Here is a 23,005-nt window from a genome sequence, read left to right as displayed (position 1 = left end):
ATGACGCCCACCACGATCTGGATGATGCTGCCGGGGATGCCGGCGAAGAGGCCATCGAGTCGCTCTGACAGGGCCGGTGGGCCCCTTGGAGAGGCCGTTCGGCCCTCGCTCCTGAACCCGAATACGGCACAGGCTGAGATGGCGGGCACCACGCCCATGAGCCCTCACCCACTGAAGTGATGGCGCATGGCGACTGCCGAGGATCAACACCATAGGGCAGGAGTTCGTGTCCATGATCGTCACGCTGTACGGGCGGCAAGCGGCCCGGTGCGCGCCTTGTCACCGAGTTCTCCACACCGGTCCGTGCGGGCATTGCCCGCTCCACACAGGGTCGGTACTCGCCTGTAGGCTGCATAGCGAGGCTCCAGCCCCCGGCAGCAGATCAGTCACTCTGCACCCGAGGAGGCGAGTGATGCGTGAAGGGGCCGGCGGTACAGGCGAAGCTGTCCATCGGGCGGACGCAGCCCGTGCATCCTGCGTCACACGCCGATCGCTTCTCCTCGGCATCAACCCCTTACACGCCTATTGCGTGACCGGGAAAAGTGCCGACAGTGGTCGATTGCGGTGAGCTCCTCCCCCGCAACGACGCAGACTACCGGCGTCCACGACATCAGCTCGTCGGCTTGCCTGCCGGTCCACGAGGTCCTGCGCGAGCTGGTGTCGACCAGGGAAGGCCTCTCGGCGGAAGCAGGACTGGTCCGGCCCGCCGCTGCCGACGAACACGGCCTGGAACTGGCCGGGCTGCTGGTCTTCCTCGATCCGCCCAAACCCGACGCCGCAGCGGCGCTGCTCCGGTTGGCCGGGCTCGGTGTCACAGTCAAAGTCGTCACCGGAGACAACCCGGCCGTCGCCGTCAGGGTCTGCCATGACCTCGGTCTCACCAGCTCTGGCACGATTACCGGTACCGACCTCGACGCCATGGACGATGCCCGGCTCAGAGCGGCGATCGCACACACCACGGTATTCGCCCGCGTCAGTCCGCAACACAAGGCCCGCATCGTGCGTGTCCAGCGCACCACCGGTCACGACGTCGCTTTCCTCGGCGACGGTGTCAACGACGCGCTCGCACTGCACGCAGCTGACGTGGGTATTTCCGTCGACTCGGCCACCGACGTCGCCAAAGACGCGGCTGACGTCATCCTGCTCGAAAAGGATCTTGATGTCCTCGCGGACGGAGTAGTCGGCGGCCGTCGGATCTTCGCCAACACCATCAAGTACGTGCTCATGGGAACGTCCAGCAACTTCGGCAACATGTTCAGCGCCGCCGGAGCCTCGCTTTCCCTCGGCTTCCTGCCGATGCTGCCGTCGCAGATCCTGCTCAACAACCTGCTCTATGACACCAGCCAGCTCGCCATTCCCACCGACCGTGTAGACGAGGCGCAATTGCGCCGTCCTTCGCATTGGGACATCAGGTTCATCCGCCGTTTCATGATCTTCTTCGGTCCGCTCAGTTCGGTGTTCGACTTCGCGACATTCGGCGTCATGCTGTGGGTCTTCCATTCCGGACCCGCCCAGTTCCGGACCGGGTGGTTCGTCGAGTCTCTCGCCACCCAGACCCTGGTGATCTTCGCCATCCGCACCCGCCGTATCCCGTTCTGGCGAAGTCACCCCAGCCTCCCGTTGACCCTGGCCGCCCTCGGAGTTGTCAGCGTAGGAGTCCTTCTGCCCGCTACACCGCTGGCCGCCAGGCTCGGGTTCCAACCGCTTCCGCTTGGCTTCTTCGTCGCGCTTGTCGCCATGGTGATCTGCTACCTCGCCCTGATCGAGGTAGGTAAGCGGATCTTCTACCGCCGGCGGCCGACGCCAATTGCCGAGCGGCGGGGCGCGGTAGGCCACAGCCGTCTCCTGCGTCGTCGTGCTGCCCGGTTCAGCACTGCTCTCCGCCGTGACCACCGACCCCGCCCCGTTGGGAGATAAGCCGAGCACATCGGGTCCAACGGCCGCCTGCCCCTACCGACCGACCGCGCGAAATCTCCGCTCGACCCCCGTAGAGGAGCACGAAATGCCCGACATTCACCAGGGATCAGCCAACTACCTCGATGAAGCAGAGCTGGCGGCGTTGGACGCGCATTGGAGGGCCGCAAACTATCTGGCCGTCGGGCAGATCTATCTGATGGCCAATCCTCTGCTCCGTGAGCCATTGAAGCCGGAGCACATCAAGCCTCGGCTGCTGGGCCACTGGGGCACCTCGCCCGGTCTGAATCTCGTCTACACCCACCTCAACCGGGTGGCCCGGGACCATGGGAAGGACACCATCTGTGTCTGGGGCCCCGGCCATGGAGGACCGGCCGTCCTGGCCAACTCCTGGCTGGAGGGCACGTATTCCGAGACCTACCCGGACGTGAGCCGGGACGCGGAGGGTATGGCGCGCCTGTTCCGTCAGTTCTCCTTCCCGGGCGGGGTGCCCAGCCATGTGGCCCCGGAGACTCCGGGATCGATCCACGAGGGGGGTGAACTGGGGTACTCGCTCTCTCATGCCTACGGCGCCGCCCTGGACAACCCCGGTCTGCTGGTCGCCTGCGTCATCGGCGACGGCGAGGCGGAGACCGGTCCGCTGGCCGCGTCCTGGCACTCCAACAAGTTCCTCGACCCGGTCCACGACGGAGCGGTCCTGCCAATCCTGCACTTGAACGGGTACAAGATCGCCAACCCGACCGTGCTTGCGCGACTGCCCAGGGACGAACTCGACGACTTTCTCCGGGGCCTGGGCCATGACCCGCTGCATGTCGAAGGTGATGATGCACTTCAGGTGCACAGCGCCATGGCACGCGCCATGGACACCGCACTCGATCGCATCAGCGCCATCCAGCACGGCGCCCGCGAACAGGGCGTCACCGAACGCAAGCGCTGGCCGATCATCCTGCTGCGCACGCCGAAGGGATGGACCGGGCCGGCCGAGGTCGACGGCGTACAGGTGGAAGGCACATGGCGCGCGCATCAGGTGCCACTGTCCTCCGTACGCGAAAACCCGGACCACCTCAGGCAGTTGGAGGAGTGGCTGCACTCCTACCGGCCGGCGGAACTCTTCGACGATCGCGGCCGCCCGCGCGAGCGGGTGCTGGAGTGTGTGCCCGCCGGCCCTCGCCGTCTCGGGGCCAGCGTGCACGCCAACGGCGGCCTGCTCGTACAGGACCTGCCGATCCCGCCGCTGGAACGGTACGCCGTTCCGGTCGACAAGCCCGGTACGACCCTGCACGAGCCCACCCGGGTCCTGGGCGACCTGTTGGAGGGGGTCATGGAGAACACCGCCGAGCGTCGGGACTTCCGTCTGGTGGGGCCGGACGAGACGGCCTCGAATCGTCTGCAGGCCGTGTACGGAGCGACGGGCAAGGCATGGCAGGCGCGGACCCTGGAGGTCGACGAACACCTGGACCGCCACGGCCGGGTGATGGAGATCCTCTCCGAACACACCTGCCAGGGCTGGCTGGAGGGCTATCTCCTCACCGGCCGCCACGGGCTGTTCTCCTGCTACGAGGCGTTCGTCCACATCGTCGACTCCATGGTCAACCAGCACATCAAGTGGCTGCGCACCTCAAGGCGCTTGCCCTGGCGCCGCCCCATCGCCTCACTGAACTACCTGCTCACCTCGCACGTATGGCGGCAGGACAGCAACGGCTTCTCCCACCAGGACCCCGGCTTCATCGACCACGTCCTCAACAAGTCACCCGAGGTCGTGCGGGTCTACCTGCCACCGGACGCCAACACCCTGCTGTCGGTGGCCGATCATGTGCTGCGCTCCCGCGACTACGTCAATGTCGTCGTCGCCGGAAAGCAGCCCTGCTTCGACTGGCTGACCCTCGAGCAGGCCCGCGGACACTGTGCCCGCGGTGCCGGAATCTGGGACTGGGCAGGCGCAGAGAATGAGAGCGGGGAGCCCGATGTCGTCCTCGGCTGCGCGGGCGACGTCCCCACCCTGGAAATCCTGGCCGCCGCTCAGTTGCTCCGCCGGCACCTGCCCCACCTGGCCGTACGCGTCGTCAACGTCGTGGACCTGGCTCGGCTGCTCCCCAAGGAGGAGCACCCGCACGGCATGCCGGACGCGGAGTTCGACGCGCTGTTCACCTCCGACAAGCCCGTCATCTTCGCGTACCACGGATACCCGTGGCTGATCCACCGCCTGGCCTACCGGCGCACCGGGCACGCCAACCTGCATGTGCGCGGCTACAAGGAGGAAGGCACCACCACCACGCCCTTCGACATGGTCGTGCGCAATGACCTCGACCGGTACCGGCTCGTCATGGATGTCATCGACCGAGTCCCCGGACTGGCGGTACGCGCCGCCACAGTCCGACAGGAGATGGCGGACGTCCGTCTGCGCCACCACGCCTGGATTCGTGAACACGGCACCGACCTGCCCGAAGTCAGTGAATGGAACTGGAACAGCTGAGCGCCCCGGTGTTGGTCCGTGATGTCGGAGACAGGACGCTGATGCACCCCAGCTCCAACTGACGCGGTCAAAGCTCCAACTGACGCGGCCAACGCACCCAGCGCCCACTGAGCCAGGCCCGTAAGACCATGAGCACCTTGAAGCAACCGGAGTCACCATGCCCCTTACATCCGCACCCCTTTCGGGGGCCGCCCGGGCGACAGGTCTCAGTCAGGAGCAGGCATCCCAGCTGCTGGCGGAGTGGGGTCCCAACGAGCTCAGCGAACAGCGCAGGATATCGCTTCGATCCCGAATCTTCGCTCAGCTTCGTGACCCGCTGATCATCGTGCTGCTGGCGGCCGTGGCACTGACCGTGGCGACCGGGGACTACGCCGACGCGGTCGTCATCTGTGTGGTCGTGCTCTTCAACACCACCGTCGGGGTGGTGCAGGAGGTGCGCGCCGACAATGCGGTCGCTGCCCTCTCCGCCATGACCGCGCCCGCCGCACGAGTACTGCGCGGCGGGACGGAACAGGAGGTGACCTCGTCAGCCGTCGTCCCGGGCGACGTGCTGGTACTCGGTGAGGGCGACATCGTCCCCGCTGACGCCGCGCTCACGCAGGCCGCTGCCCTTCTGATCGACGAGTCGGCGCTGACCGGCGAATCCGTACCGGTCGACAAGGACGTCCACGGAACGGATCCGCACACGGGACAACTACAGGCGGGAACCGTCGTACTGCGTGGCCGCGCTGTCGCCACCGTCACCGCCACCGGGCCGCGCAGCGCCCTCGGCATGATCGCCGCCTCGCTGCACCCCCGACAGCAACAGACCCCGCTCCAAAAGCGCCTGGCCGGGCTCGGCCGGGTACTGGCCCTGGTCACTGTAGGGCTGTGCCTCCTCGTGCTCGTCCTGGGACTGGTGCGCGGCCAGTCCTTGGAGACGATGGCGGTAACGGCCATCAGCCTCGTCGTGGCAGCCGTCCCGGAGTCACTGCCGGCCGTCGTCACCCTCGGCCTGGCGCTGGGCGCGCGGCGGATGGCCGCCCGCAACGCCGTGGTTCGCCGCCTGTCCGCAGTGGAGACCCTGGGATCGGTCACCGTACTGGCCACGGACAAGACAGGCACCCTCACCGAAGGCCGCATGGTCGTCGAACGAGTATGGACCACCGCCCACGGCACGGTGACCCTGACGGGCGCGGGATACGAACCCGTTGGTGAAATTCTCACGACCGGCCGACATCCAGAACCCGCCACCAGGGATGCCGTACGAGAAGTGCTCATCGCAGCGGCGTTGTGCAACGACGCGTCGCTGATTCCGCCCGGGGAAGCAGACGCGCAATGGACCCCGCTCGGTGATCCAACCGAGGCCGCCCTGCTGACCGCCGCCGCCAAAGTGGGCTGCACACCCGACGAGTTGGTGCGAACTCATCCCCGCGTCGACGAGGTGCCGTTCGACAGCCTCCGCAAACGTATGACCACCATCCACCGCACGCCCTCGGGAACGATCGAGATCTACCTCAAGGGCGCACCTGAAATGGTGCTGGACGCCGCTCTTCTGAACGAAAGTCCCGCGTCACTGGAGCATGCGCGTAAGGAGGCCGCCGCCCTGGCCGCCGAGGGCTACCGCGTCCTGGCCATAGCGTCAGGTTCGTCCGCCCGTATTCCTGTCCCGATCGAGGAGTCGGAAAGCGGCTTGCGACTGCTGGGACTGACAGCCATCAGCGACCCGCCCAAAGAAGCAGCCACGGCGACCGTGCAAGCCTGCCGCCGTGCCGGGATCACTCCGGTTCTCATCACTGGAGACCACCCAGCGACTGCCCGTGCGATCGCGGAAAGGGTCGGTATCCTCACGGGAGCTGACGCCACCATGCCGAGCCGCGTGGCCACCGGCAAAGAGCTGGCCGCCGGACAGATCCCGGACCCCACCCAGGTCAGGGTTTTCGCTCGTACCACGCCTCAACAGAAACTGGACATCGTCCAAGCATGGCGCGCTCGCGGAGAGGTCACAGCGATGACCGGCGACGGCGTCAACGACGGCCCCGCCCTGCGGCAGGCCGACATCGGCGTGGCGATGGGCCGCCGGGGAACCGAAGTTGCCCGCCAAGCTGCCGATCTGGTCCTCGCCGACGATGAACTGACCTCGGTGATCTCGGCCGTGGAAGAGGGCCGCCGTGTCTACGCCAACATCCGCCGGTTCCTGGTCTATGCGCTGGCCGGCGGTGCCGCGGAAATCCTCGTTATGCTCATTGGCCCGATGCTCGGACTCGCATTGCCTCTGCGAGCAGGTCAGATTCTGTGGATCAACCTGCTCACTCATGGTCTGACAGGGGTCGCCATGGGCGCCGAACCGGTCTCACCCCACGCCATGCGACGCGCGCCGCGCCCGCCGCAGCAGCACGTACTCGGCGACGGGCTCTGGCAGCGGGTGCTGCGGCTGTCGGTCCTGGTCACGGCAGCCAGCCTCGCTGCCAGCCTCTGGGTCCGGCACTCCGGCGGCCCGTGGCAGACCGTCCTGTTCATCGCCCTGCTGGCCGCCCAGCTCGGCGTCGCTCTGGGGCTGCGGGAGCGACTGTTCACGCGCCAGAATCTGTTTCTGCCCGCAGCTGTGCTGACTGCGGCGGGGCTGGGCGCTGCCGCACTCTACGTACCCTTCCTGGCAGACCTGTTGGACACCTCATCGCCATCGTGGACCGGTATCGCACTCGCCGCGGCTGCCGGCGTCATCAGCTTCGGCGCAGCGCGCACCGAGAGCTGGTTGGCGAGGACTGCCGACCAGACACCTGCCGCACCGTGAGACAGAACGCCGGTGGACGTCCCGGGTCTCGAATACTTCGACCGCTGGACCGACGTGGCCAGCTTCATCACCCTTCTCCTTGGCGGCGTCCGGGTGGCTCCGTCGCAATAGAAGCCGTCGTCACACCCCGATGGCCTCGGGCCGCACGTAAGGTCCGAGGCCACGGCAGGTCAGGAGAGTGCCGAAGCCAGCAGCGTGGCGGTCTTGGCGATGAGCGGGTTGTCCGCCAGCGCCTCGGGTTCCTGTTGGGTCGTCAGGACGGCCAGTACGATCGGTGACCGGTCCGGTGTCCAGGTGATGCCCACGTCGTTGTTGGTCCCGTACTTCCCGCCGCCGGTCTTGTCCGCGACAGGCCAGTGGGCGGGAAGGCCGGCGCGGAACCTCTCGCCGCTGGTCGTGTTGGCCAGCAGCCACCCGGTCAGCCGCTCCCGGTCCTGGGGTGCGAGCACGGTGCCGAGAGTCAGGCGCGCGTAGCTCTGCCCGATGGCGCGGGGGCTGGTGGTGTCGCTCGCACGCCACGATTCCGCCGAGTTCAGCTCGGGCTCCCAGCGGTCGAGCCGGGTTGTCCTGTCCCCGATGGAGCGGCAGAAGCGGGTGATGGCGGTCGGGCCTCCCAGCTCGCGGAGCAGGAGGTTTGCCGCCGCGTTGTCGCTGTAACAGATGGTGGCGGCGCACAGCTCCCCGACGGTCATACCGCCTGCGAGATGCTCGGGATTGCCGGTGATCGGGGCGTATCCCGAGTCCTTCACATCCTCTGCGGTGTACCGGATGCGCTTGGCCAGGAACTCGCCGCCCCGGTCGAGGTCCCGCAGGACGGCCGCGGCGGCGAGCGTTTTGAACACCGAGCACATCGGGAAGCGTTCGTCCGCGCGGTACAGCACCGTTCTGCCCGTCGCCGTGTTGCGGGCGTACACACCCAGACGGGCGGAATGCTCCTGCTCAAGCCCCCTCAGCTGCCCGGTGATCTCGTCTCCCCCAGGTGCTGAGGCGTAGGCGCTCGTGCCCGTGGACACGGTGGCCAGCGCCGCCCCTGCGCCAATGGCCAGCATCGCGCGGCGGGTTGGGCGCGCTCCTAAGATCTCCAAGATCGCAATCTCCTGTTCTCCTGCGGCCAGTACGTCATTCAGGACGCGACAAAATTCTCCCTGGTTTCACTTCGTGTCCCTCCCGACTCCTCCACCACAATGTCCAACAGGCGGCCTTCTGTTGAACTACGGCCTCTCGTAACGTCAGCACCGCTTGAAATGGCCATGACGAAGAAGAGGGTGCCCATGCGCAGACGTCTGCTTCACCTGGTCCTCGCCCCGCTGGTGGGCGCCTTATTGATCGCGGTGCCCGCGGCCGCCGCGGCACCGCCGGGCCCGCCCGACGTGTACCGGCCCGTCCGCGGACCCGCCGCGCCCGCCGAGTACCGGTATCTGCAGAAGACCCTGCCGGGACAGTCGATTCCGCGGCACGCCCACGAGGACGCCGCGGCGCAAGCACGCCAACTGCCCACCGCCGGCGGGCGCTGGAAGTCGGTCGGGCCGACCAACATCGGCGGGCGGATCGTCTCGCTCGCCCTCGACCCCAAGCGCGCCGACACCCTGTACGCCGCCGCGGCCAGCGGCGGGATCTGGCGCAGCACCGACGCGGGGCAGACCTTCACGTCCGCGTGGCCGGACGACTGGACGCAGGCGATGGGAGCGGTCGCCACGGGCCCCGACGGCACCCTGTACGCCGGGACCGGTGAGCCCAACCCCGGTGGTGGCAGCATTACTTACGAGGGGACGGGCCTCTACCGGAGCACCGACGGCGGCGCGCACTGGCGCTCGATCGGACTGCGCGACTCCGGCGCGATCAGCGCGATCACGGTGGACCCCGACAATCCGCGTCGCATCTACGTGGCCGCGGCGGGCTCACTCTACAGCGGGGGCGGCGACCGCGGTGTCTACCGCTCGGACAACGGCGGGCAGACCTGGCAGCGCATCCTCACCGGGGCCAACGAGTACACCGGCGCCACCGAATTGGTCGTCCAGGGCAAGAAGCTGTACGCCGTGATGTGGGACCACCGTCGTACACCCGAACTGCGCACCTACGGCGGCGTGGGATCGGGCGTCTTCCGCAGCGGCGACGGCGGAAAGAGCTGGCAGCGGCTCGGCGGGGGCCTGCCCCCACAGGGCCCGGACGTGGGACGCATCGGCCTCGCTGTCGCCGGCGACCGGGTCTACGCCATCGTCAACAGGACCGGCGGACCCTTCGAGGGCTTCTACGCCTCCACCGACGCAGGCGACAGCTGGAGCCGGACCCCGGCCGACAAGAACCTCACCGAGTCCCAGTCCAGCTTCGGCTGGTGGTTCGGCAAGATATGGGCCGATCCAACGGACGCCAGGCATCTGCACGTTGCCGGGGTACCGCTGATGACCTCCAAGGACGCCGGCGCCACCTGGACGTACGACGACACGAGCATGCATGTCGACCAGCACGCGATGGTCTGGGACCCGCGCAATCCGGGCCGTGTCTACCTGGGCAACGACGGCGGTGTCTACCGCTCCGACGCGAACGGGGACGGCGGCTGGGTCAAGGCCCGCCACCAGCCGTACACCCAGCTCTACAGCGCGGCGATCAGCCCGCAGGACACGTCACGGATCTCCGGCGGAGCCCAGGACAACGGCTCGCTGCGCTCCTGGGGCGGGGACGGCTTCAACGAATACCTCGGCGGAGACGGCGAGGAGAACCTCATCAACCCGGCCGACGTCAGCAATGTGTTCGCCTGCTACCAGTACGGCAACTGCTTCCGCTCCACGGACGGCGGCGACACCCTGACGTACTTCGCGGACAAGACGATCTTCAAGCGGCGCAACTGGTTCACGCCCGTCGTCTTCGACCCGCGCGACCCGAAGATCCTCTACTACGGCGCCGAGGTGCTCAACCGCTCCACGGACGGCGGCGTGACCTGGCAGCCCATCAGTCCCGACCTGTCCGGCGGTCCGGGTCCCGACCCGATCTACACCAACTACGGGACGATCACCTCGATCGCCCCGGCGGGCGACGGCCGCACCGTCTACGCGGGCACCGACGACGGCCGCGTCTGGGTCACCAAGGACCTGGGCGCGACCTGGACGAAACTGGCCGAGGGCCGTCCCTGGGTGACCCGGGTCGTCGTCGACCCGCGCGACCCCGACCGCGTCTACACCACGCACTCCGCCTACCGCGCCGGGTCCGATCTGGCCCATGTGTACGGCAGTTCGGACGGCGGCAAGCGCTGGAAGGACCTCTCCGGCAACCTGCCGGACGCACCCGTCAACGACCTCGTCATCGGGCGCGGCGGCCTCCTGCATGTCGGCACCGACCAGGGTGTGTTCACGTCACCAACAGGCGGGCGGCACTGGCTCCGCCTGGGCCGGGGCATGCCCGCGGTCCCGGTGGACGACATCGAGTACGACGCCGGGCACCACCGTCTGGTCGCGGCAACCTTCGGCAGGGGCTTCTACGAGCTGACCACGCTCTGACCACGCTCTGATCAAGCTAGCGGCAGAGGCGCTTGAAGGCGTCCGCGCCCGGCCGGGCGCGGAACGTCACCTCATGTCCAGCGTCGTCGGTGAAGACCGCCTCCGTCGGGGACTTCAAGGTCATCGTGCCTCGCTGGTACGGGTTGTCCCACCCTTCGGGTGGGCTTCCCGCACCATTGGACAGCGGGGTCTTCGCCTCGAAGTACGTCGAGCCGATCCGGGCTTCGTCGATGCCGCAATGCGTGTAGAGCTCGAAGGGCATCGCCCGGGCGGGCTGCGCCGCCCGGGCGGACGGCGGTGCCTTGGCCACCTCCGCGTCGGCGTCGGCCTCGGAGCAGCCCGTGAGCACGCCGGCCGCCAGCGCGAGCGCCATGAGTGTCAGCGCCCTTTGTCCTGCTATCTGCGTCATGACCTTTCGACGCTCGGGCAGGGTCGGCGGTTCCCTGCCGGTCAGTGCTCCTTGGCCGCCGGCTCCAGGACGAAGACGGGGATCTGACGGTCCGTCTTCTCTTGGTACGCGGCGTAGTCCGGGTAGGCCGCGACAGCGCGCTCCCACCACTGCGCCTTCTCCTCGCCGGTCACCTGACGGGCCGTCATGTCCTGGCGCACCGGGCCGTCCTGCAGCTCCACCCGGGGGTCGGCGACGACATTGTGGTACCAGACGGGGTGCTTGGGGGCGCCACCCAGCGAAGCGACGACCGCGTAGGAGCCCCCGTGCTCCACGCGCATCAGGGCGGCCTTGCGGATCTTGCCGCTCTTGGCGCCCCTGGTCGTCAGGATGATCACGGGCATGCCCCGCATCGTCGTTCCCTTGGTGCCGCCGGAGCCCTCGAACAGCGCGACCTGGTCGCGTACCCAATGATGCGGACTCGGCTCGTACTCACCCTCAAGCGGCATGGCATCCGTCCCATCGTCGAAGACCGGCGTCAGGTGTTCAACGCCGTAGGCCCACACAATCATCCCGCCGGGCGGTCGTAACGGAGCAGCACTGTTCGCGAGTCGAAGGACCGCGAGTCGACGAACCGCAGGTTCAGCCGCTCCTTCCCCTGCAGGAACAGCGGCCTGCCGCCGCCGAGCACCACCGGGTGCATGACGATGTGGTACTCGTCGATCAGGCCGAGCTCCGTGAGCGCGGCAGGCAGCGTCGATCCGCCGGTCAGGAGCAGATCCTTGCCCGGGCTCTGCTTCAGGGCGGCGACCTCTTCGGCGAGGTTCCCGCCGATCACCCGGACGTTCCCTTCGGGCTGCTCCAGGGTCCGGGAGAAGACGATCTTCGGGGTGCGCCGCCAGACTGGCGCAAAGGCCAGGTCGTGGGGGTCGTTGGACACCGACTCCGCGTCGGGCCAGAAGCCGGACATCATCTCCCACACCACGCGCCCGTAGAGGAAGGTGTCGACGCGTGCCTGGAGGCCGTCTCCGTACGCGCCGAGCTCCGGTCCGAGCACCGGCCAGTCGAAGGCTCCGCCGGGCCCGTCGATGTGTCCGTCGAGCGACGAGTGGACGAAGTAGATGATCTTTCGCATGGCCGTTCCTCCTGGTTCGCGGCCCCCCTTCGGACGCCGTCAGTGTTGTGTCGAACGGGATCGCGCCCGATCGACACCCCAGGGAGGAGATCCTCCGCCAAGGCTCTGCAACGGCATTGCAACCTCGCCGGTGCTCTGCTGGCCGGATGACTCAGGCCCCGCGCGTCGAGCTGACCCCCGCAGCCGCCGAACTGCTGCGACGACTGCGGGCTGCCCACGGACCGCTGATGTTCCACCAGTCGGGCGGCTGCTGCGACGGCAGCGCGCCCATGTGCTACCAGGACGGCGAATTCCGTACGGGCGCGTCCGACATCCTCCTCGAGAACCTCCGGGTGGACGGCATCGAGGAGGCTGTCCCGTTCTGGATGTCCAGGAGCCAGTACGAGGTCTGGAGCCACACCCGGCTCATCGTCGATGTCGTCGAGGGCCGCGGCAGCGGCTTCTCGCTGGAGGCGCCGGAAGGGGTGCGGTTCCTGATCCGCTCGCGGGTGCTGGGTACCTGAGGCGTCCCCGTCCCTGGAAGGGCCACGGGCTTCATGGACGCTTCATGATCGCGTAATGAGCGGGGAGCCAAGGCACCTGCTGGCGTCGGCTGCCATGCTGGTCCGTGTGAACGCCCCCACTCGCGGCGCGTGGCTGCGCGCCGGAATCAGCCGCAACGGCGGACCCCTGCGGGAGACCGAGCAGGTGGTCTGGCTCCAGATCGACGCCTACTACGCGGACAGCCGTGGCTTCGCCGGCATCACGACGTACGACGGCGCCGATGTCCGTTTCCACCACGCCGTCGGGGAACCCGGCGAGGATGTGGGAACCCTTCAGCGGGACGGCGACCGCCTGATCGAGACGGGCACCAACCAGGACGGCAGCACGTTCCGCGAGGTGTGGACACCGCTGGTGGACAGCGACGAGGAGTGCGGTTCCTGGCGGGTCGACGAGGCGCAGACCGTCCGCGTCGGCACCCATGTGGTGCATGTGGATCCCAGCGGCGGACACTACTTCGAGCTGCCACCGGACGCCGAACTGCCCGCGCAGGTCACGGCCTGAGGCTGCCCACCACGTTGGCGGTGGCCGAGATGCCCTCCTGGATCGTCGGCGCCATGCTGGTGCCCGCGAGGAAGAAGCCGAGCAGGGCGCAGACCACCGCGTGCGACATCTTCAGTCCGCCGTTGCGCACAAAGATCACTGCGAGAACCAGCAGAAACAGGACCACCGAGATCGAAATGGCCATCGCCAACCTCCTCCGCCGCGCTGGAATTGCGGCATTCGGCGGTCAGTCTCGCGTAGCGGAGGGCCCGTACGGCCGACTGGCATGTCCGCCGTACGGGTGATGTCCGCGCCGACCCGGTGACGCGGAGCATGTATCCCATCGCTGCCCGTACGGACCGTCGGGCCGCCGCTCACTTATCCCGGTAATAGCCGGGAGAGGAGCACAATCGAGTGTGGGGGGCACGAGAAACAGGTCCGTCCGGAGAGTGATCAGATGCCAGGGAACCGGCCTCCGTCCCGCTACGCCCCGGATCAGGGACTCACCACCCGCATGGTGACGACGATGTTCCTGATCGGGTTGCTCTATGTCGTCTTCGTGGGCGCCCTGCTGGCGATCCTCAAAGGCTCGTGGCCGATCATTCTGCTGATCGCAGGCGGCCTGTTCATCGCGCAGTTCTGGTTCAGCGACCGGATCGCGGCGTTCAGCATGGGGGCCCGCGAGGTCACGCCCGAGCAGGCGCCCGAACTGCACGGAGCCGTCGACCGTATCTGCGCGCTCGCCGACATGCCCAAGCCCCGCGTCGCGATCGCCGACAGCGATGTACCGAACGCCTGCGCCGTCGGCCGCAACGAGAAGACCGCGCTGGTCTGCGCCACCACCGGTCTGCTCCGCCGGCTGGAGCCGGAGGAGCTCGAAGGGGTCCTCGCGCACGAGCTGTCGCACGTCGCCCATCGCGATGTCGCCGTGATGACGATCGCGTCGTTCCTCGGTGTCATGGCGGGCGTGATGACCCGTATCGCACTGTGGGGCGGCTTCGGCAGAGTGGGCAACAGCCGCGACCCCAACGCCGCCATCGCCATGATCCTGATACCCCTGGTCAGCGCAGCCGTCTACGCGATCAGCTTCCTGCTGACCCGGGTGCTCTCCCGCTACCGCGAACTGTCCGCCGACCGCTCCGCCGCGCTGCTGACCGGCCGCCCCTCGGCACTCGCGTCCGCGCTCACCAAGGTGACGGGCGAGATGGCGAAGATTCCGACACAGGACCTGCGCAAGGCGGAGCCGTTCAACGCCTTCTGGTTCGCGCCGGCGTTCTCCTCCAAGGAGAGCCTGGGCCGCCTGCTGTCCTCGCACCCGACGCTGGAGCAGCGCCTGGACCAGCTGGGCAGGATCTCCGCGCAGCTGGCCCGCCCGTAAGGATCCGTGACGCGACCTCCGCGACGACCGACAGATGACGGACAACGGACAGAGGTACTTCCGTGGGACTCCTCGATGCGATCCTCGGCCGCAGCAAGCCCGTACGGCCCGACCTCGACCAGCTCTTCGGCCTGCCCGCCGCCGCCATCACCCTCCAGGCCGGCGCAGGCTTCACCCCGACCGGCATCGGCTCGGTGTGCTTCGCCAGCGTGGAGGGCGGCGCTTTCGCGCAACTCCAGGAGGACGTACGGGAGCTGCTCGACGCCGACACCGACCTGGGCGGCGTCCCGGTCGAGTTCAGCCAGGACGCGTACGGCTACACCTGGCTGCTCGCCCGTCACCCCGCCGACGACACAGCTTCACTGGTCAACGACCTGCACGCGGTCAACACCCTGCTCCAGGAAGCGGGATTCGGCCCGCAGCTGCTCTGCTCCCTGATGACCTTCCACGACGCCGCGGGCGATCGCGCGCTGGCGTTGGTCTACCTCTACAAGCGCGGCACCTTCTACCCCTTCGCGCCGCTCCCCGGTTCGCCGCAGAAGCGCGACAACGCCCTGGAACTGCAGACCAGGGCGTTGCTCACGGACGACCTACGCGTCGAGACGGACCTGGCCCGCTGGTTCCCGGTCTGGGGCGCGCCGGGGCTCGGGGGGCCGAAAGCCTAGGGCTTGTCGGGTCGATCAGGCCGGGTCCTTACGCGCGCCGTGCGCGCAGGAAGCGTTCGAGCGCGGCCAGGTCGTCCGTGTTGATGTGGTCGACGTCGGCGGCGAGCAGCTCGGTCCAGACGGCGTCGCGTGCGGGACCGGCCACATCCGGGGTCGCCCAGAAGCGGACACGCTGCCCGTGGTCGTGGGCGGCGGCGACGATGGAACGCAGCTTCTCCCGCTCGGCGGCCGGGAAGGGGCCGGTGCCCAGCCAGCTGAAGCTCTGGGTCCAGTTGCTGGAGATCAGCGGCACGAAGGACGCCGGGGCGGTGGTGCCGAGGTCGTCGAGGCGGCCGTCGTAGAAGGCGTACCGGACGCGCTGTGCCTCCATGGGTACGCGGGCGGTGCGGTCGCCGGAGATCACCGGAGTGACGGCGCCGAGGTGGACATGGCCGTACGCGTAGCTGCTCAGCATCCGCCGGTAATAGCGCAGCTGCCGGTCGAGTTCGAGATACGCGGCGACGCCGTCCGTCTTGATGTCGACCAGCAGCTGCACGGGCCGCCGGTAACCGCGGTACACGGACCCGTGGTTGGCCTTCACGCGAGCCAGCAGCGGGTCGAGGTAGAGCGAGCGCAGCGTACGGGTCGGGTCGAGGTCCGCCGGCTCATGGGCGACGAGCAGTTCGCCGTTCACGAGGAAGATGTCGGCCTCGACGCTGGTGAAGCCGTGCGACAGGGCGTCGTGGAGCGGCCGTTCATGCAGATAGTCGTTGTGGGCGTGGGCCCGGCGCAGCGGCTGCGGGCGGGTCTGCCCGCCGTGCTTCTCGGCGGCCTGCGCATAGGCGGGCGCTGCGACGGCGCCGGCCAGCGCGGCGGCGAGGGTGGTGACGGCTCTGCGACGGGTGGTCAGCACGATGGTGCCTCCGGGCTCTGCGGGTCGGGAGGGACATCGGCGAGTATCCGCCGGGAGGCGGCCCAATCGGCAGTAGGCCGCGAAGAGTTCGGCCATCCGTCACTTGGTGCTCAGTACGGGCGCGGGCACGCGGGTGCGTCGCGCCGTCGGCGCGGCAACCCCTCGGAGGTGACTCACCGCCCGCCGAGTTCGGACCACTGGACCGTGCGGCCGCACCATTGCTCCAGCAGGACCCGGTCGTGGCGCACCCCGAGCAGGCCCGCACCGTGCGCCCGGCCGGCACTCCTCGACGACCGCGACCAGCACGGCTGTTGTCGAGGCGTCCAGCAGCGCGGTCATCTCGTCACAGATCAGCCGGCGCGGCCGCAGCACCAGCGCCCTGGCCGGGCGGGCGCGCTGCGGCTGCCCGTCGCTGACCTCGTGCGGGCGGCGGCCGGGGAGTTAGCCCGACCGCCTCACCGCATGGAAAGGGCGCGAAGGCCCACGGCCTACGGGGCTCGCAGGTCGATCAGTTCGGCCAGTGCCTCCTTGTGGCGGCCGGGCGTGCCCAGGGCGATCTCGTCGGACTTGGCGCGCTTGAGGTACAGATGCGCGGGGTGTTCCCAGGTCATACCGATGCCGGCGTGGAGCTGGACGCACTCCTCGGCGGCGTGCACGGCGACCCGGGAGCAGTACGCCTGCGCGACGGCCACGGTGAGAGCGGCCTCCGGGCTGTCCGTCGCGAGAGCGTCGGCGACAGCACGGGCCGCGGCCCGGCCCGAGACGACCTCGAGCCACAGCTGCGCCATGCGGTGCTTGAGCGCCTGGAACGAGCCGATCGGGCGGTTGAACTGATGGCGCTCGCGAGTGTGGCGTACGGTCTCCTCCAGGCACCACTCGGCGAGGCCCAGCTGTTCGGAGGCGAGCAGCCCGGCACCTGCGAGCAGTCCGCGGCGAACGGCGGCCTCGGCGGTTGCCGCGTCCGCGAGGCGGGTCGCGGCGGCTGTCCGGTCGACGGTGACCGCGGCGAGCGGACGGGTCAGATCGAGCGGGGTGAGCGCCTCGACGGTGACGCCGGCGGCCTCGACCGCGTACAGCCCGTCGGACTTCAGGACAAGCAGCACATCGGCGGCAGCGGCGTCCGGGACACCGGTGATCCTTCTCGCGCCGAAGGGCAGGGGCCCGTCCGGGGCGGCGGACAGCGGTACGGCGAGCACGGCGACCTGGCGGCCGGCCGCGAGCTCGGCCAGCAGCGCGGCGACCGGCTCCGACTCCGTGTCGAGGGCGAGCAGAGTCTCGGTCGCGATGACCGAGCTGGTCAGATACGGCGCTGGGGCGACGCTGCGCCCCAGCTCCTCCAGCACCACGGCAGCCTCGCGGTGGCTCGCGCCCTGACCCCCCAGCTTCTCGGGTACGAGCAGACCGGCCGCGCCCATGTCCCCGGCGAGCGCCTTCCACAACTCGGGGTCGTACGGCGTACCGGACTCGGCGCGCACCAGTACTGACGCCGTGTCGCTGCGGTCGGTGAGCAGGGAGCGTACGGCGGAGCGGAGGTCGTCCTCGGCCTCGGAGTAGAGCAGATCGGGCTGTGTGCTCATCGGGTCAGGTCCTTCCAGGCGACGTCCTTGTCGTTGCGCGGCTCGGAGGGCAGTCCGAGTACGCGTTCGGCGACGATGTTCAGCAGCACTTCGCTGGTGCCGCCCTCGATGGAGTTGCCCTTGGAGCGCAGATAGCGGTAGCCGGCGTCGCGCCCGGTGAAGTCGACGAGTTCGGGCCGTCGCATGGTCCAGTCGTCGTACAACAGGCCTTCCTCACCGCGGAGTTCGACCTCGAGGCCGCTGATCTCCTGGTTGAGGCGGGCGAAGGCGAGCTTCATTCCGCTGCCCTCGGGGCCCGGCTGGCCCGCGGCGAGCTGCTGGCGCAGTCGTTCTCCGGCGAGCCGGGCGACCTCGGCATCGACCCACAGGGTCAGCAGCCGCTGATGAAGATCGTGCGTGCGCAGCTCGGGGCGTTCGCGCCAGGTCCGAGCGATCGGGCCGCTCATGCCGCCCTCGCGCGGGATGCGGCTGCCGCCGATCGAGACACGCTCGTTCATCAGGGTCGTCTGGGCGACCTTCCACCCCTCGCCGACCTCCCCCAGCCGGTGCGCGTCGGGGATCCGGACATCCGTCAGGAAGACTTCGTTGAATTCCGCCTCGCCCGTGATCTGTCGCAGCGGCCGGACCTCGACGCCCGGGTCGCTCATGTCGCAGATGAAGTACGTGATGCCCCGGTGCTTGGGCAGTTCCGGGTCGGTGCGGGCGATGAGGATCGCCCAGCGGGCCACGTGGGCGCTGGACGTCCACACCTTCTGCCCGTTGAGGACCCAGTCGCCGCCGTCCCTGACGGCCCGGGTACCGAGCGCGGCGAGGTCCGAGCCCGCGCCGGGTTCGCTGAACAGCTGGCACCACACCTCCTCGCCGACCCACAGCGGCCGCAGGAAGCGCTGCTTCACCTCTTCGGAGCCGTACGTGAGGATCGTCGGAGCGGCCATGCCGAGGCCGATGCCGATGCGGCGCGGGTCGTTGTCGGGCGCGCCCGCCGCCGTCAGCTCGGCGTCCACGACGGCCTGCAGGGTGCGCGGGGCGTCGAGTCCGCCGAGCCCCTTCGGGTAGTGCACCCAGGCGAGGCCCGCGTCGAAGCGCGCCGTGAGGAAGTCGGTGCGGTCGGTGGTGGCCGGGGGGTGAGCGGCCAGCAACTCCTTGGTACGACTGAGCAGTTCGGCGGCGTCCGTCATCGGGCCTCTCCCTCCGGGATGACGACCAGGCGGCCCGTGGTAGTGCCGTCGGCGACCCGCTGGACGGCGTCCGCGGCGTCCTTCATGGCGAAGCGCCCGCTGATCAGCGGCTTGATCACGCCCTGCGCGGCGAGCTTGGTCAGCTCCTCGTGGCAGTCACGGATCGCGCTCGGCTCCTTCTGGTTGTACAGGCCCCAGTGGAGGCCGACGATCGAGTAGTTCTTCACCAGCGCGTGGTTGAGGGCAGGGGTGGGGATCGCGCCGCTGGCGAAGCCGACGATCACGATGCGGCCCTCGAAGGCGACGCACTTCACGGACTTGGCGTAGGCGTCGCCGCCGACCGGGTCGTAGACGACGTCGGCACCGCGGCCGCCGGTGGCTTCCTTGACCGCGGCGACGATGTCGTCCTCCCGGCGGTCGATGACGACATCGCAGCCCAACTCCCTGGCCACGCGCGCCTTTTCCGCGCCGCCGACGACACCGATCACCCGGGCGCCCGCCGCCTGGCCGAGCTGGACGGCGGCGCTGCCGACGCCGCCCGCGGCCGCGTGCACGAGCAGCGTCTCTCCCGCCTGGAGGTGCGCGCGGCGGTGCAGTCCGAACCAGCCCGTCTGGTAGCCGATGTGCAGTGCGGCCGCTTCGGCATCGTCCAGGGCTTCGGGTGCGGGCAGCACCGCCGCGGCGTCGGCGACGACGTACTCGGCGAGTCCGCCGTTCGGCAGCGCGGGGTTGGCGATCACCCGGCGGCCGTCCTCGGTCTCGCCGCAGATCTCCACGCCCGGCGTGAAGGGCAGCGGCGGGCGGATCTGGTACTGGCCCCGGCAGAGCAGCGCGTCGGGGAAGTTGATGTTCGCCGCGCGGACCTTCAGCAGCAGCTGCCCCTCACCGGGCGTGGGCCGGTCCACCTCTTCGAGCCGCATCACCTCGCTCGGCTCGCCGTTCCGGTGCACTCGCCATGCCTGCATTTCGGGGCCTCCACAAACCGTAGGCATTACTGCGCTCCGCCGCATACTAAGCGGTCGCTTGCCAGTCCGGGAAGACCCTGTCAGCCGCGCTTCGGCCTGGCTCGTACGTGCATCCGCTCGCCTTGCGGGCCGAACAGGCTCAGGAACTCCACGGGCCTCTCCCCCGCCGCGCCGAACCAGTGCGGCACACGCGTGTCGAACTCGGCCGCCTCACCCGCGCCCAGCACGACATCGTGCTCGCCGAGTCTCAGGCGCAGCCGGCCGGAGAGGACGTACAGCCATTCGTAGCCATCATGTGTCCGCGGGTCCGGCTCATCGGCGCTGGGCTGCTGCACGACCTTGTACGCCTGGAGGCCGCCCGGCTGGCGGGTCAGCGGCAGCATCGTCCTGCCGCCGCGGACGATCGGCTTGGCCCGGACCCGAGGATCGCCGACCGGCGGCGCGCCGACGAGCTCGTCGAGCGGGACCTGGTGGGCCCGGGCGATGGGCAGCAGCAGCTCAAGACTCGGCTTGCGGCGGCCTGCCTCCAGCCGGGACAGGGTGCTCACGGAGATCCCGGTCGCGGCGGAGAGCGCGCCGAGGGTTGCCCCGCGCTCGTGTCTGATCCTGCGGAGCCTCGGCCCCACCTCGCCCAGTACGGCATCCAGCCCTGCTTCGTCTTCCATGGGTCTATTGCAGAAACAGCAAAGGCATTTGTCAATACTGCCGCCCAGGAGGACTGTCGGTGGCGGAGGTGGTCATCGTGACCCGCAAGAGCGGTGAGGTGTACGACGTGGTGGTGGTCGGCGGCGGGACGGCGGGGCTGAGCGCCGCGCTGATCCTGGGCCGGTCCCGGCGCAGCGTGCTGGTGGTCGACGCGGGCGAGCCCCGCAACGCCCCGGCCGCCCATATGCACGGCTATCTGTCACGGGACGGGATGAGCCCGGCGGAGTTCCTGGCGGTCGGGCGGCGCGAAGTGGCGGCGTACGGCGTGGAGTTGTGGGACGACCGGGTGACGGGGGCGGAACGGGACGGGGCGGGTGACGGGGCGGGCGAGTTCTCCGTGACGCTCGCGAGCGGCCGCGCCGTACGCGCGCGCCGGCTGGTCGTCACCACCGGACTCGTGGACGAGATCCCCGGGATCCGGGGCGTCGCCGAGCGGTGGGGCCAGGACGTGCTGCACTGCCCGTACTGCCACGGGTGGGAGGTCCGCGACCGCGCCTTCGGGGTGATCGCATCGCCGGTCAAGGGCGCCTACCAGGCACTCCTCGTCTCACAGTGGTCCGACGACGTCACGCTGTTCCTGCACACCGCGGACACGCTCACCGACGAGGAATGGCGGCTGCTCGCGGCGGCCGGAGTGTCCGTTGTGACCGGGGAGGTGGCCTCGCTCGTCGTCGAGGAGGACAGCCTGACCGGGGTACGGATGGCGAGCGGCCGGGTCTTCCCGTGCGAGGCGCTCTTCGTCGGCCCGCGGTTCAGCCCGAACGACGGGCTGCTCGGCGCGCTGGGGGCGGAGATGAGGGACACGCCGTTCGGGCCGTTCGTCACGGTGGACGAGACAGGGCGGACGACCGTGCCGGGCGTTTGGGCGGCCGGGAACGCGGTGGGACCCGGCGAGCAGGTGGTGAATGCGGCGAGCGCGGGATACCGGGCGGGCGTGACGATCAACAACGAGATGGTCTTCTCGGATCTGGAAGAGAAGGCCGCGGTCAGGGCGGCCGGGGTGTTCTCGGCGGAGCAGGAACGCGCGGTCGCCGAGCGTGTGCTCGGCGACCGCGCGCACGGCCTGCCCATCTGAGCCCGGCGTCCCGAGCCGGGCGTACGACGGCACCACCGTGCTGGATATGGCTCTGAGCGTGCGTCAGAGCTCTCCCCGGGCGAGCGAGAGCAGCCGGTCGAGGACGCGCGGCCCGCCCGCCCGCACCCCGTCGTGCTCGTACTCGTCGGTGACCCAGGTGCGCAGTCCGCGGATGGCGCGCGCCGTGCGCAGCGAGTGCGCGGTGTCGACATACATGTCGTCGTGGTAGACGGCCGCGGCGACCGGCACCTGATTGGCGGCGAGCCGTGCGGGGTCGTACAGGGGCGCCCAGTCGGTGCGCGCTGCCAGCATTTCAGCGGTGTCGCGCAGGGGGCGCAGGGCGGGGTCCACGTCGAAGTGCCAGGGGTGGACGGACTCCCCGGTGAACAGCAGCGGACCGTCCCCGGCCAGCGCGGTGGCGGCGTCGAACTGCGGGAACTCGGCCCGGACCCGCTCGGCGGCCCAGTCGGTCGGCTCCGCCCCCTGGGCGTAGATCGCCTCGTGCAGCACGGCGTACAGCGGATGTCCGGCGTATGAGAGCGTGGCGAGCACGCCCTCCTGGAAGGCGTCGGAGAGTTCGTACCCCCGGCTCGTACGGACGAAGGCGTCCTCGAGCAGATAGTGCAGCTGGTGGCTGCCCTCCCCGCCGCCGAGCAGGATGCCCAGGGACTGGAAGGCCTCGGGCGTGAGGGTGTAGCCGCCGGGCAGCACGGTCTTGTGCTCCGCGAGGTGTGCGGCGATACGTCGGGCGCGCTCCACATCCTGCGGGTAGCGGACGTAGTGGGCCTCGGCCTTGCGCTGAATGCGGGGGTACGCGGCGCGGTAGACGTCCTCGGCGCCGGCGTCCAGCGATGGCAGACCGCCGGTGACGAGCACCGCCCGCAGCCCCTCGGGCGCCGTGGACAGATAGTGCGTGGCGCAGAATCCGCCGAAGCTCTGGCCCAGGACGGTCCAGGGCGCGGCGCCGGTGAGCCGCTGCCGGACGGTCTCGCAGTCGCGGACGATGCTGTCGGCGCGGAAGCGGGCGAGGTGCTCGGCCTGGGCCTGCGGTCCGCCGCGCAGCGGCAGGGTCTGACGGTTCAGCGGCGCGGAACGGCCGGTGCCGCGCTGGTCAAGGAGCAGTACGCGGTACTCCTGCACCGCCCGCCCCAGCCATGCCTGCTTGCCGACGAAACGGCGGGCGCCGAAGCCGGGACCGCCTTCGAGGTAGACCAGCCAGGGCAGTTCCGCGCCGGCCCGTCCGCTGGAGACGACTTCGCGGCCGTAGATCTCGAGCTGCTCCCCCGCCGGGTCGGTGTGGTCGAGCGGGACGGTGAAGTGCCGGTCGGTGAGGACGACCCCCGGCTGGCGATTGCTGGTCAATGCGGCTCCTG

The 23,005-nt window shown here is 69.4% G+C and carries 20 protein-coding genes and 1 pseudogene; 9 read left to right on the top strand and 12 right to left on the bottom strand.

The window, feature by feature from the left end; translation table 11 throughout:
• The first annotated feature begins 564 nt into the window (after window positions 1-564).
• The 3 genes from SLUN_RS35950 to SLUN_RS35940 all read left to right on the top strand — a co-directional run bounded on the left by SLUN_RS35950 (window position 565) and on the right by SLUN_RS35940 (window position 7,160).
• Window positions 565-1,917, top strand: coding sequence for an HAD-IC family P-type ATPase (locus SLUN_RS35950; RefSeq protein ID WP_257153859.1), 1,353 nt, complete (start codon window positions 565-567; stop codon window positions 1,915-1,917).
• 85 nt (window positions 1,918-2,002) lie between these two features.
• On the top strand, window positions 2,003-4,387 hold the full coding sequence (locus SLUN_RS35945; RefSeq protein WP_108154067.1) for a phosphoketolase family protein: 2,385 nt from the start codon (window positions 2,003-2,005) through the stop codon (window positions 4,385-4,387).
• Between the two features lie 157 nt (window positions 4,388-4,544).
• Window positions 4,545-7,160, top strand: coding sequence for a cation-translocating P-type ATPase (locus tag SLUN_RS35940; RefSeq protein WP_108154066.1), 2,616 nt, complete (start codon window positions 4,545-4,547; stop codon window positions 7,158-7,160).
• Between the two features lie 170 nt (window positions 7,161-7,330).
• Here SLUN_RS35940 and bla read toward each other — a convergent pair whose 3' ends face one another.
• Entirely contained in the window at window positions 7,331-8,209 is an 879-nt protein-coding gene (gene bla / locus SLUN_RS35935) for a class A beta-lactamase (RefSeq protein WP_108154065.1), read from the bottom strand.
• A gap of 222 nt (window positions 8,210-8,431) precedes the next feature.
• On the opposite strand from bla, the gene SLUN_RS35930 reads away from it, so the two are divergent.
• Window positions 8,432-10,651, top strand: a complete 2,220-nt coding sequence (locus SLUN_RS35930; protein ID WP_108155131.1) for a WD40/YVTN/BNR-like repeat-containing protein — start codon at window positions 8,432-8,434, stop codon at window positions 10,649-10,651.
• Window positions 10,652-10,667: 16 nt separating this feature from the next.
• Here the strand turns inward: SLUN_RS35930 and SLUN_RS35925 are convergent, their stop codons facing one another.
• From SLUN_RS35925 to SLUN_RS35915, 3 genes are read right to left on the bottom strand one after another with little or no spacing between them, the layout of a single operon-like run.
• Window positions 10,668-11,060: a hypothetical protein gene (locus SLUN_RS35925; protein WP_108154064.1), complete on the bottom strand. Its 393-nt coding sequence runs from the start codon at window positions 11,058-11,060 to the stop codon at window positions 10,668-10,670.
• A gap of 41 nt (window positions 11,061-11,101) precedes the next feature.
• Window positions 11,102-11,548, bottom strand: a complete 447-nt coding sequence (locus SLUN_RS35920) for a nitroreductase family deazaflavin-dependent oxidoreductase (RefSeq protein ID WP_108155130.1) — start codon at window positions 11,546-11,548, stop codon at window positions 11,102-11,104.
• 59 nt (window positions 11,549-11,607) lie between these two features.
• On the bottom strand, window positions 11,608-12,174 hold the full coding sequence (locus SLUN_RS35915; protein ID WP_108154063.1) for a dihydrofolate reductase family protein: 567 nt from the start codon (window positions 12,172-12,174) through the stop codon (window positions 11,608-11,610).
• Window positions 12,175-12,320: 146 nt separating this feature from the next.
• Here SLUN_RS35915 and SLUN_RS35910 point away from each other — a divergent pair, with 146 nt between their 5' ends.
• Together SLUN_RS35910 and SLUN_RS35905 are read left to right on the top strand one after the other, a co-directional pair.
• A complete protein-coding gene (locus SLUN_RS35910) occupies window positions 12,321-12,677 on the top strand; it encodes a DUF779 domain-containing protein (protein ID WP_108154062.1) in 357 nt (118 codons plus the stop codon).
• Window positions 12,678-12,783: 106 nt separating this feature from the next.
• The gene (locus tag SLUN_RS35905) at window positions 12,784-13,218 is read left to right on the top strand and encodes a hypothetical protein (protein WP_159100411.1); all 435 of its coding nucleotides are present in this window, start codon (window positions 12,784-12,786) and stop codon (window positions 13,216-13,218) included.
• Here the strand turns inward: SLUN_RS35905 and SLUN_RS35900 are convergent.
• Window positions 13,208-13,402: a hypothetical protein gene (locus tag SLUN_RS35900; RefSeq protein ID WP_108154060.1), complete on the bottom strand. Its 195-nt coding sequence runs from the start codon at window positions 13,400-13,402 to the stop codon at window positions 13,208-13,210. The genes SLUN_RS35905 and SLUN_RS35900 overlap by 11 nt on opposite strands.
• Before the next feature lie 252 nt (window positions 13,403-13,654).
• Between SLUN_RS35900 and htpX the strand changes: the two genes are divergently transcribed.
• Both htpX and pspAB read left to right on the top strand, forming a co-directional pair.
• A complete protein-coding gene (htpX, locus tag SLUN_RS35895) occupies window positions 13,655-14,575 on the top strand; it encodes a zinc metalloprotease HtpX (protein WP_108154059.1) in 921 nt (306 codons plus the stop codon).
• A gap of 62 nt (window positions 14,576-14,637) precedes the next feature.
• Entirely contained in the window at window positions 14,638-15,240 is a 603-nt protein-coding gene (pspAB, locus tag SLUN_RS35890; protein ID WP_108154058.1) for a PspA-associated protein PspAB, read from the top strand.
• A gap of 28 nt (window positions 15,241-15,268) precedes the next feature.
• Here pspAB and SLUN_RS35885 read toward each other — a convergent pair whose 3' ends face one another.
• From SLUN_RS35885 to SLUN_RS35860, 6 genes and pseudogenes are all read right to left on the bottom strand, one after another.
• The gene (locus SLUN_RS35885; protein ID WP_108155129.1) at window positions 15,269-16,135 is read right to left on the bottom strand and encodes a phosphatidylinositol-specific phospholipase C/glycerophosphodiester phosphodiesterase family protein; all 867 of its coding nucleotides are present in this window, start codon (window positions 16,133-16,135) and stop codon (window positions 15,269-15,271) included.
• A gap of 170 nt (window positions 16,136-16,305) precedes the next feature.
• Window positions 16,306-16,573: pseudogene (locus SLUN_RS41810) on the bottom strand (ABC transporter ATP-binding protein); the annotation flags it as partial.
• Window positions 16,574-16,620: 47 nt separating this feature from the next.
• Window positions 16,621-17,709: an acyl-CoA dehydrogenase family protein gene (locus tag SLUN_RS35875; RefSeq protein ID WP_108154057.1), complete on the bottom strand. Its 1,089-nt coding sequence runs from the start codon at window positions 17,707-17,709 to the stop codon at window positions 16,621-16,623.
• Window positions 17,706-18,887, bottom strand: a complete 1,182-nt coding sequence (locus SLUN_RS35870; protein ID WP_108154056.1) for an acyl-CoA dehydrogenase family protein — start codon at window positions 18,885-18,887, stop codon at window positions 17,706-17,708. Before SLUN_RS35870 ends, SLUN_RS35875 begins: the two co-directional genes overlap by 4 nt.
• Window positions 18,884-19,852 carry an NADPH:quinone oxidoreductase family protein gene (locus SLUN_RS35865; protein WP_108154055.1) on the bottom strand — a complete coding sequence of 323 codons (969 nt, stop codon included), beginning with the start codon at window positions 19,850-19,852 and terminating at the stop codon, window positions 18,884-18,886. The genes SLUN_RS35870 and SLUN_RS35865 overlap by 4 nt, the downstream gene beginning before the upstream one ends.
• A gap of 80 nt (window positions 19,853-19,932) precedes the next feature.
• On the bottom strand, window positions 19,933-20,517 hold the full coding sequence (locus tag SLUN_RS35860; RefSeq protein ID WP_108154054.1) for a helix-turn-helix domain-containing protein: 585 nt from the start codon (window positions 20,515-20,517) through the stop codon (window positions 19,933-19,935).
• A 68-nt stretch (window positions 20,518-20,585) separates the two neighbouring features.
• On the opposite strand from SLUN_RS35860, the gene SLUN_RS35855 reads away from it, so the two are divergent.
• A complete protein-coding gene (locus tag SLUN_RS35855) occupies window positions 20,586-21,632 on the top strand; it encodes an NAD(P)/FAD-dependent oxidoreductase (protein WP_108155128.1) in 1,047 nt (348 codons plus the stop codon).
• 63 nt (window positions 21,633-21,695) lie between these two features.
• On the opposite strand, the gene SLUN_RS35850 is transcribed toward SLUN_RS35855, so the two are convergent.
• Complete coding sequence (locus SLUN_RS35850; RefSeq protein ID WP_108154053.1) at window positions 21,696-22,994, bottom strand: alpha/beta fold hydrolase; 1,299 nt, start codon at window positions 22,992-22,994, stop codon at window positions 21,696-21,698.
• Window positions 22,995-23,005 lie beyond the last annotated feature (11 nt).

The organism is Streptomyces lunaelactis (genome assembly GCF_003054555.1).
In the GTDB taxonomy this organism is placed as follows: Bacteria; Actinomycetota; Actinomycetes; order Streptomycetales; family Streptomycetaceae; genus Streptomyces; species Streptomyces lunaelactis.
Note: the sequence above shows the minus strand (reverse complement) of the source record. Positions and strands in the feature narration are given on the sequence as shown.

Coding starts and splice junctions, on each gene's coding strand:
- SLUN_RS35945 (WP_108154067.1), top strand. CDS start 2,003: ATGCCCGACATTCACCAGGGATCAGCCAACTACCTCGATGAAGCAGAG.
- SLUN_RS35940 (WP_108154066.1), top strand. CDS start 4,545: ATGCCCCTTACATCCGCACCCCTTTCGGGGGCCGCCCGGGCGACAGGT.
- bla (WP_108154065.1), bottom strand. CDS start 8,209: ATGCTGGCCATTGGCGCAGGGGCGGCGCTGGCCACCGTGTCCACGGGC.
- SLUN_RS35930 (WP_108155131.1), top strand. CDS start 8,432: ATGCGCAGACGTCTGCTTCACCTGGTCCTCGCCCCGCTGGTGGGCGCC.
- SLUN_RS35925 (WP_108154064.1), bottom strand. CDS start 11,060: ATGACGCAGATAGCAGGACAAAGGGCGCTGACACTCATGGCGCTCGCG.
- SLUN_RS35920 (WP_108155130.1), bottom strand. CDS start 11,548: ATGCCGCTTGAGGGTGAGTACGAGCCGAGTCCGCATCATTGGGTACGC.
- SLUN_RS35915 (WP_108154063.1), bottom strand. CDS start 12,174: ATGCGAAAGATCATCTACTTCGTCCACTCGTCGCTCGACGGACACATC.
- SLUN_RS35910 (WP_108154062.1), top strand. CDS start 12,321: ATGACTCAGGCCCCGCGCGTCGAGCTGACCCCCGCAGCCGCCGAACTG.
- SLUN_RS35900 (WP_108154060.1), bottom strand. CDS start 13,402: ATGGCCATTTCGATCTCGGTGGTCCTGTTTCTGCTGGTTCTCGCAGTG.
- htpX (WP_108154059.1), top strand. CDS start 13,655: ATGCCAGGGAACCGGCCTCCGTCCCGCTACGCCCCGGATCAGGGACTC.
- SLUN_RS35875 (WP_108154057.1), bottom strand. CDS start 17,709: ATGAGCACACAGCCCGATCTGCTCTACTCCGAGGCCGAGGACGACCTC.
- SLUN_RS35870 (WP_108154056.1), bottom strand. CDS start 18,887: ATGACGGACGCCGCCGAACTGCTCAGTCGTACCAAGGAGTTGCTGGCC.
- SLUN_RS35865 (WP_108154055.1), bottom strand. CDS start 19,852: ATGCAGGCATGGCGAGTGCACCGGAACGGCGAGCCGAGCGAGGTGATG.
- SLUN_RS35860 (WP_108154054.1), bottom strand. CDS start 20,517: ATGGAAGACGAAGCAGGGCTGGATGCCGTACTGGGCGAGGTGGGGCCG.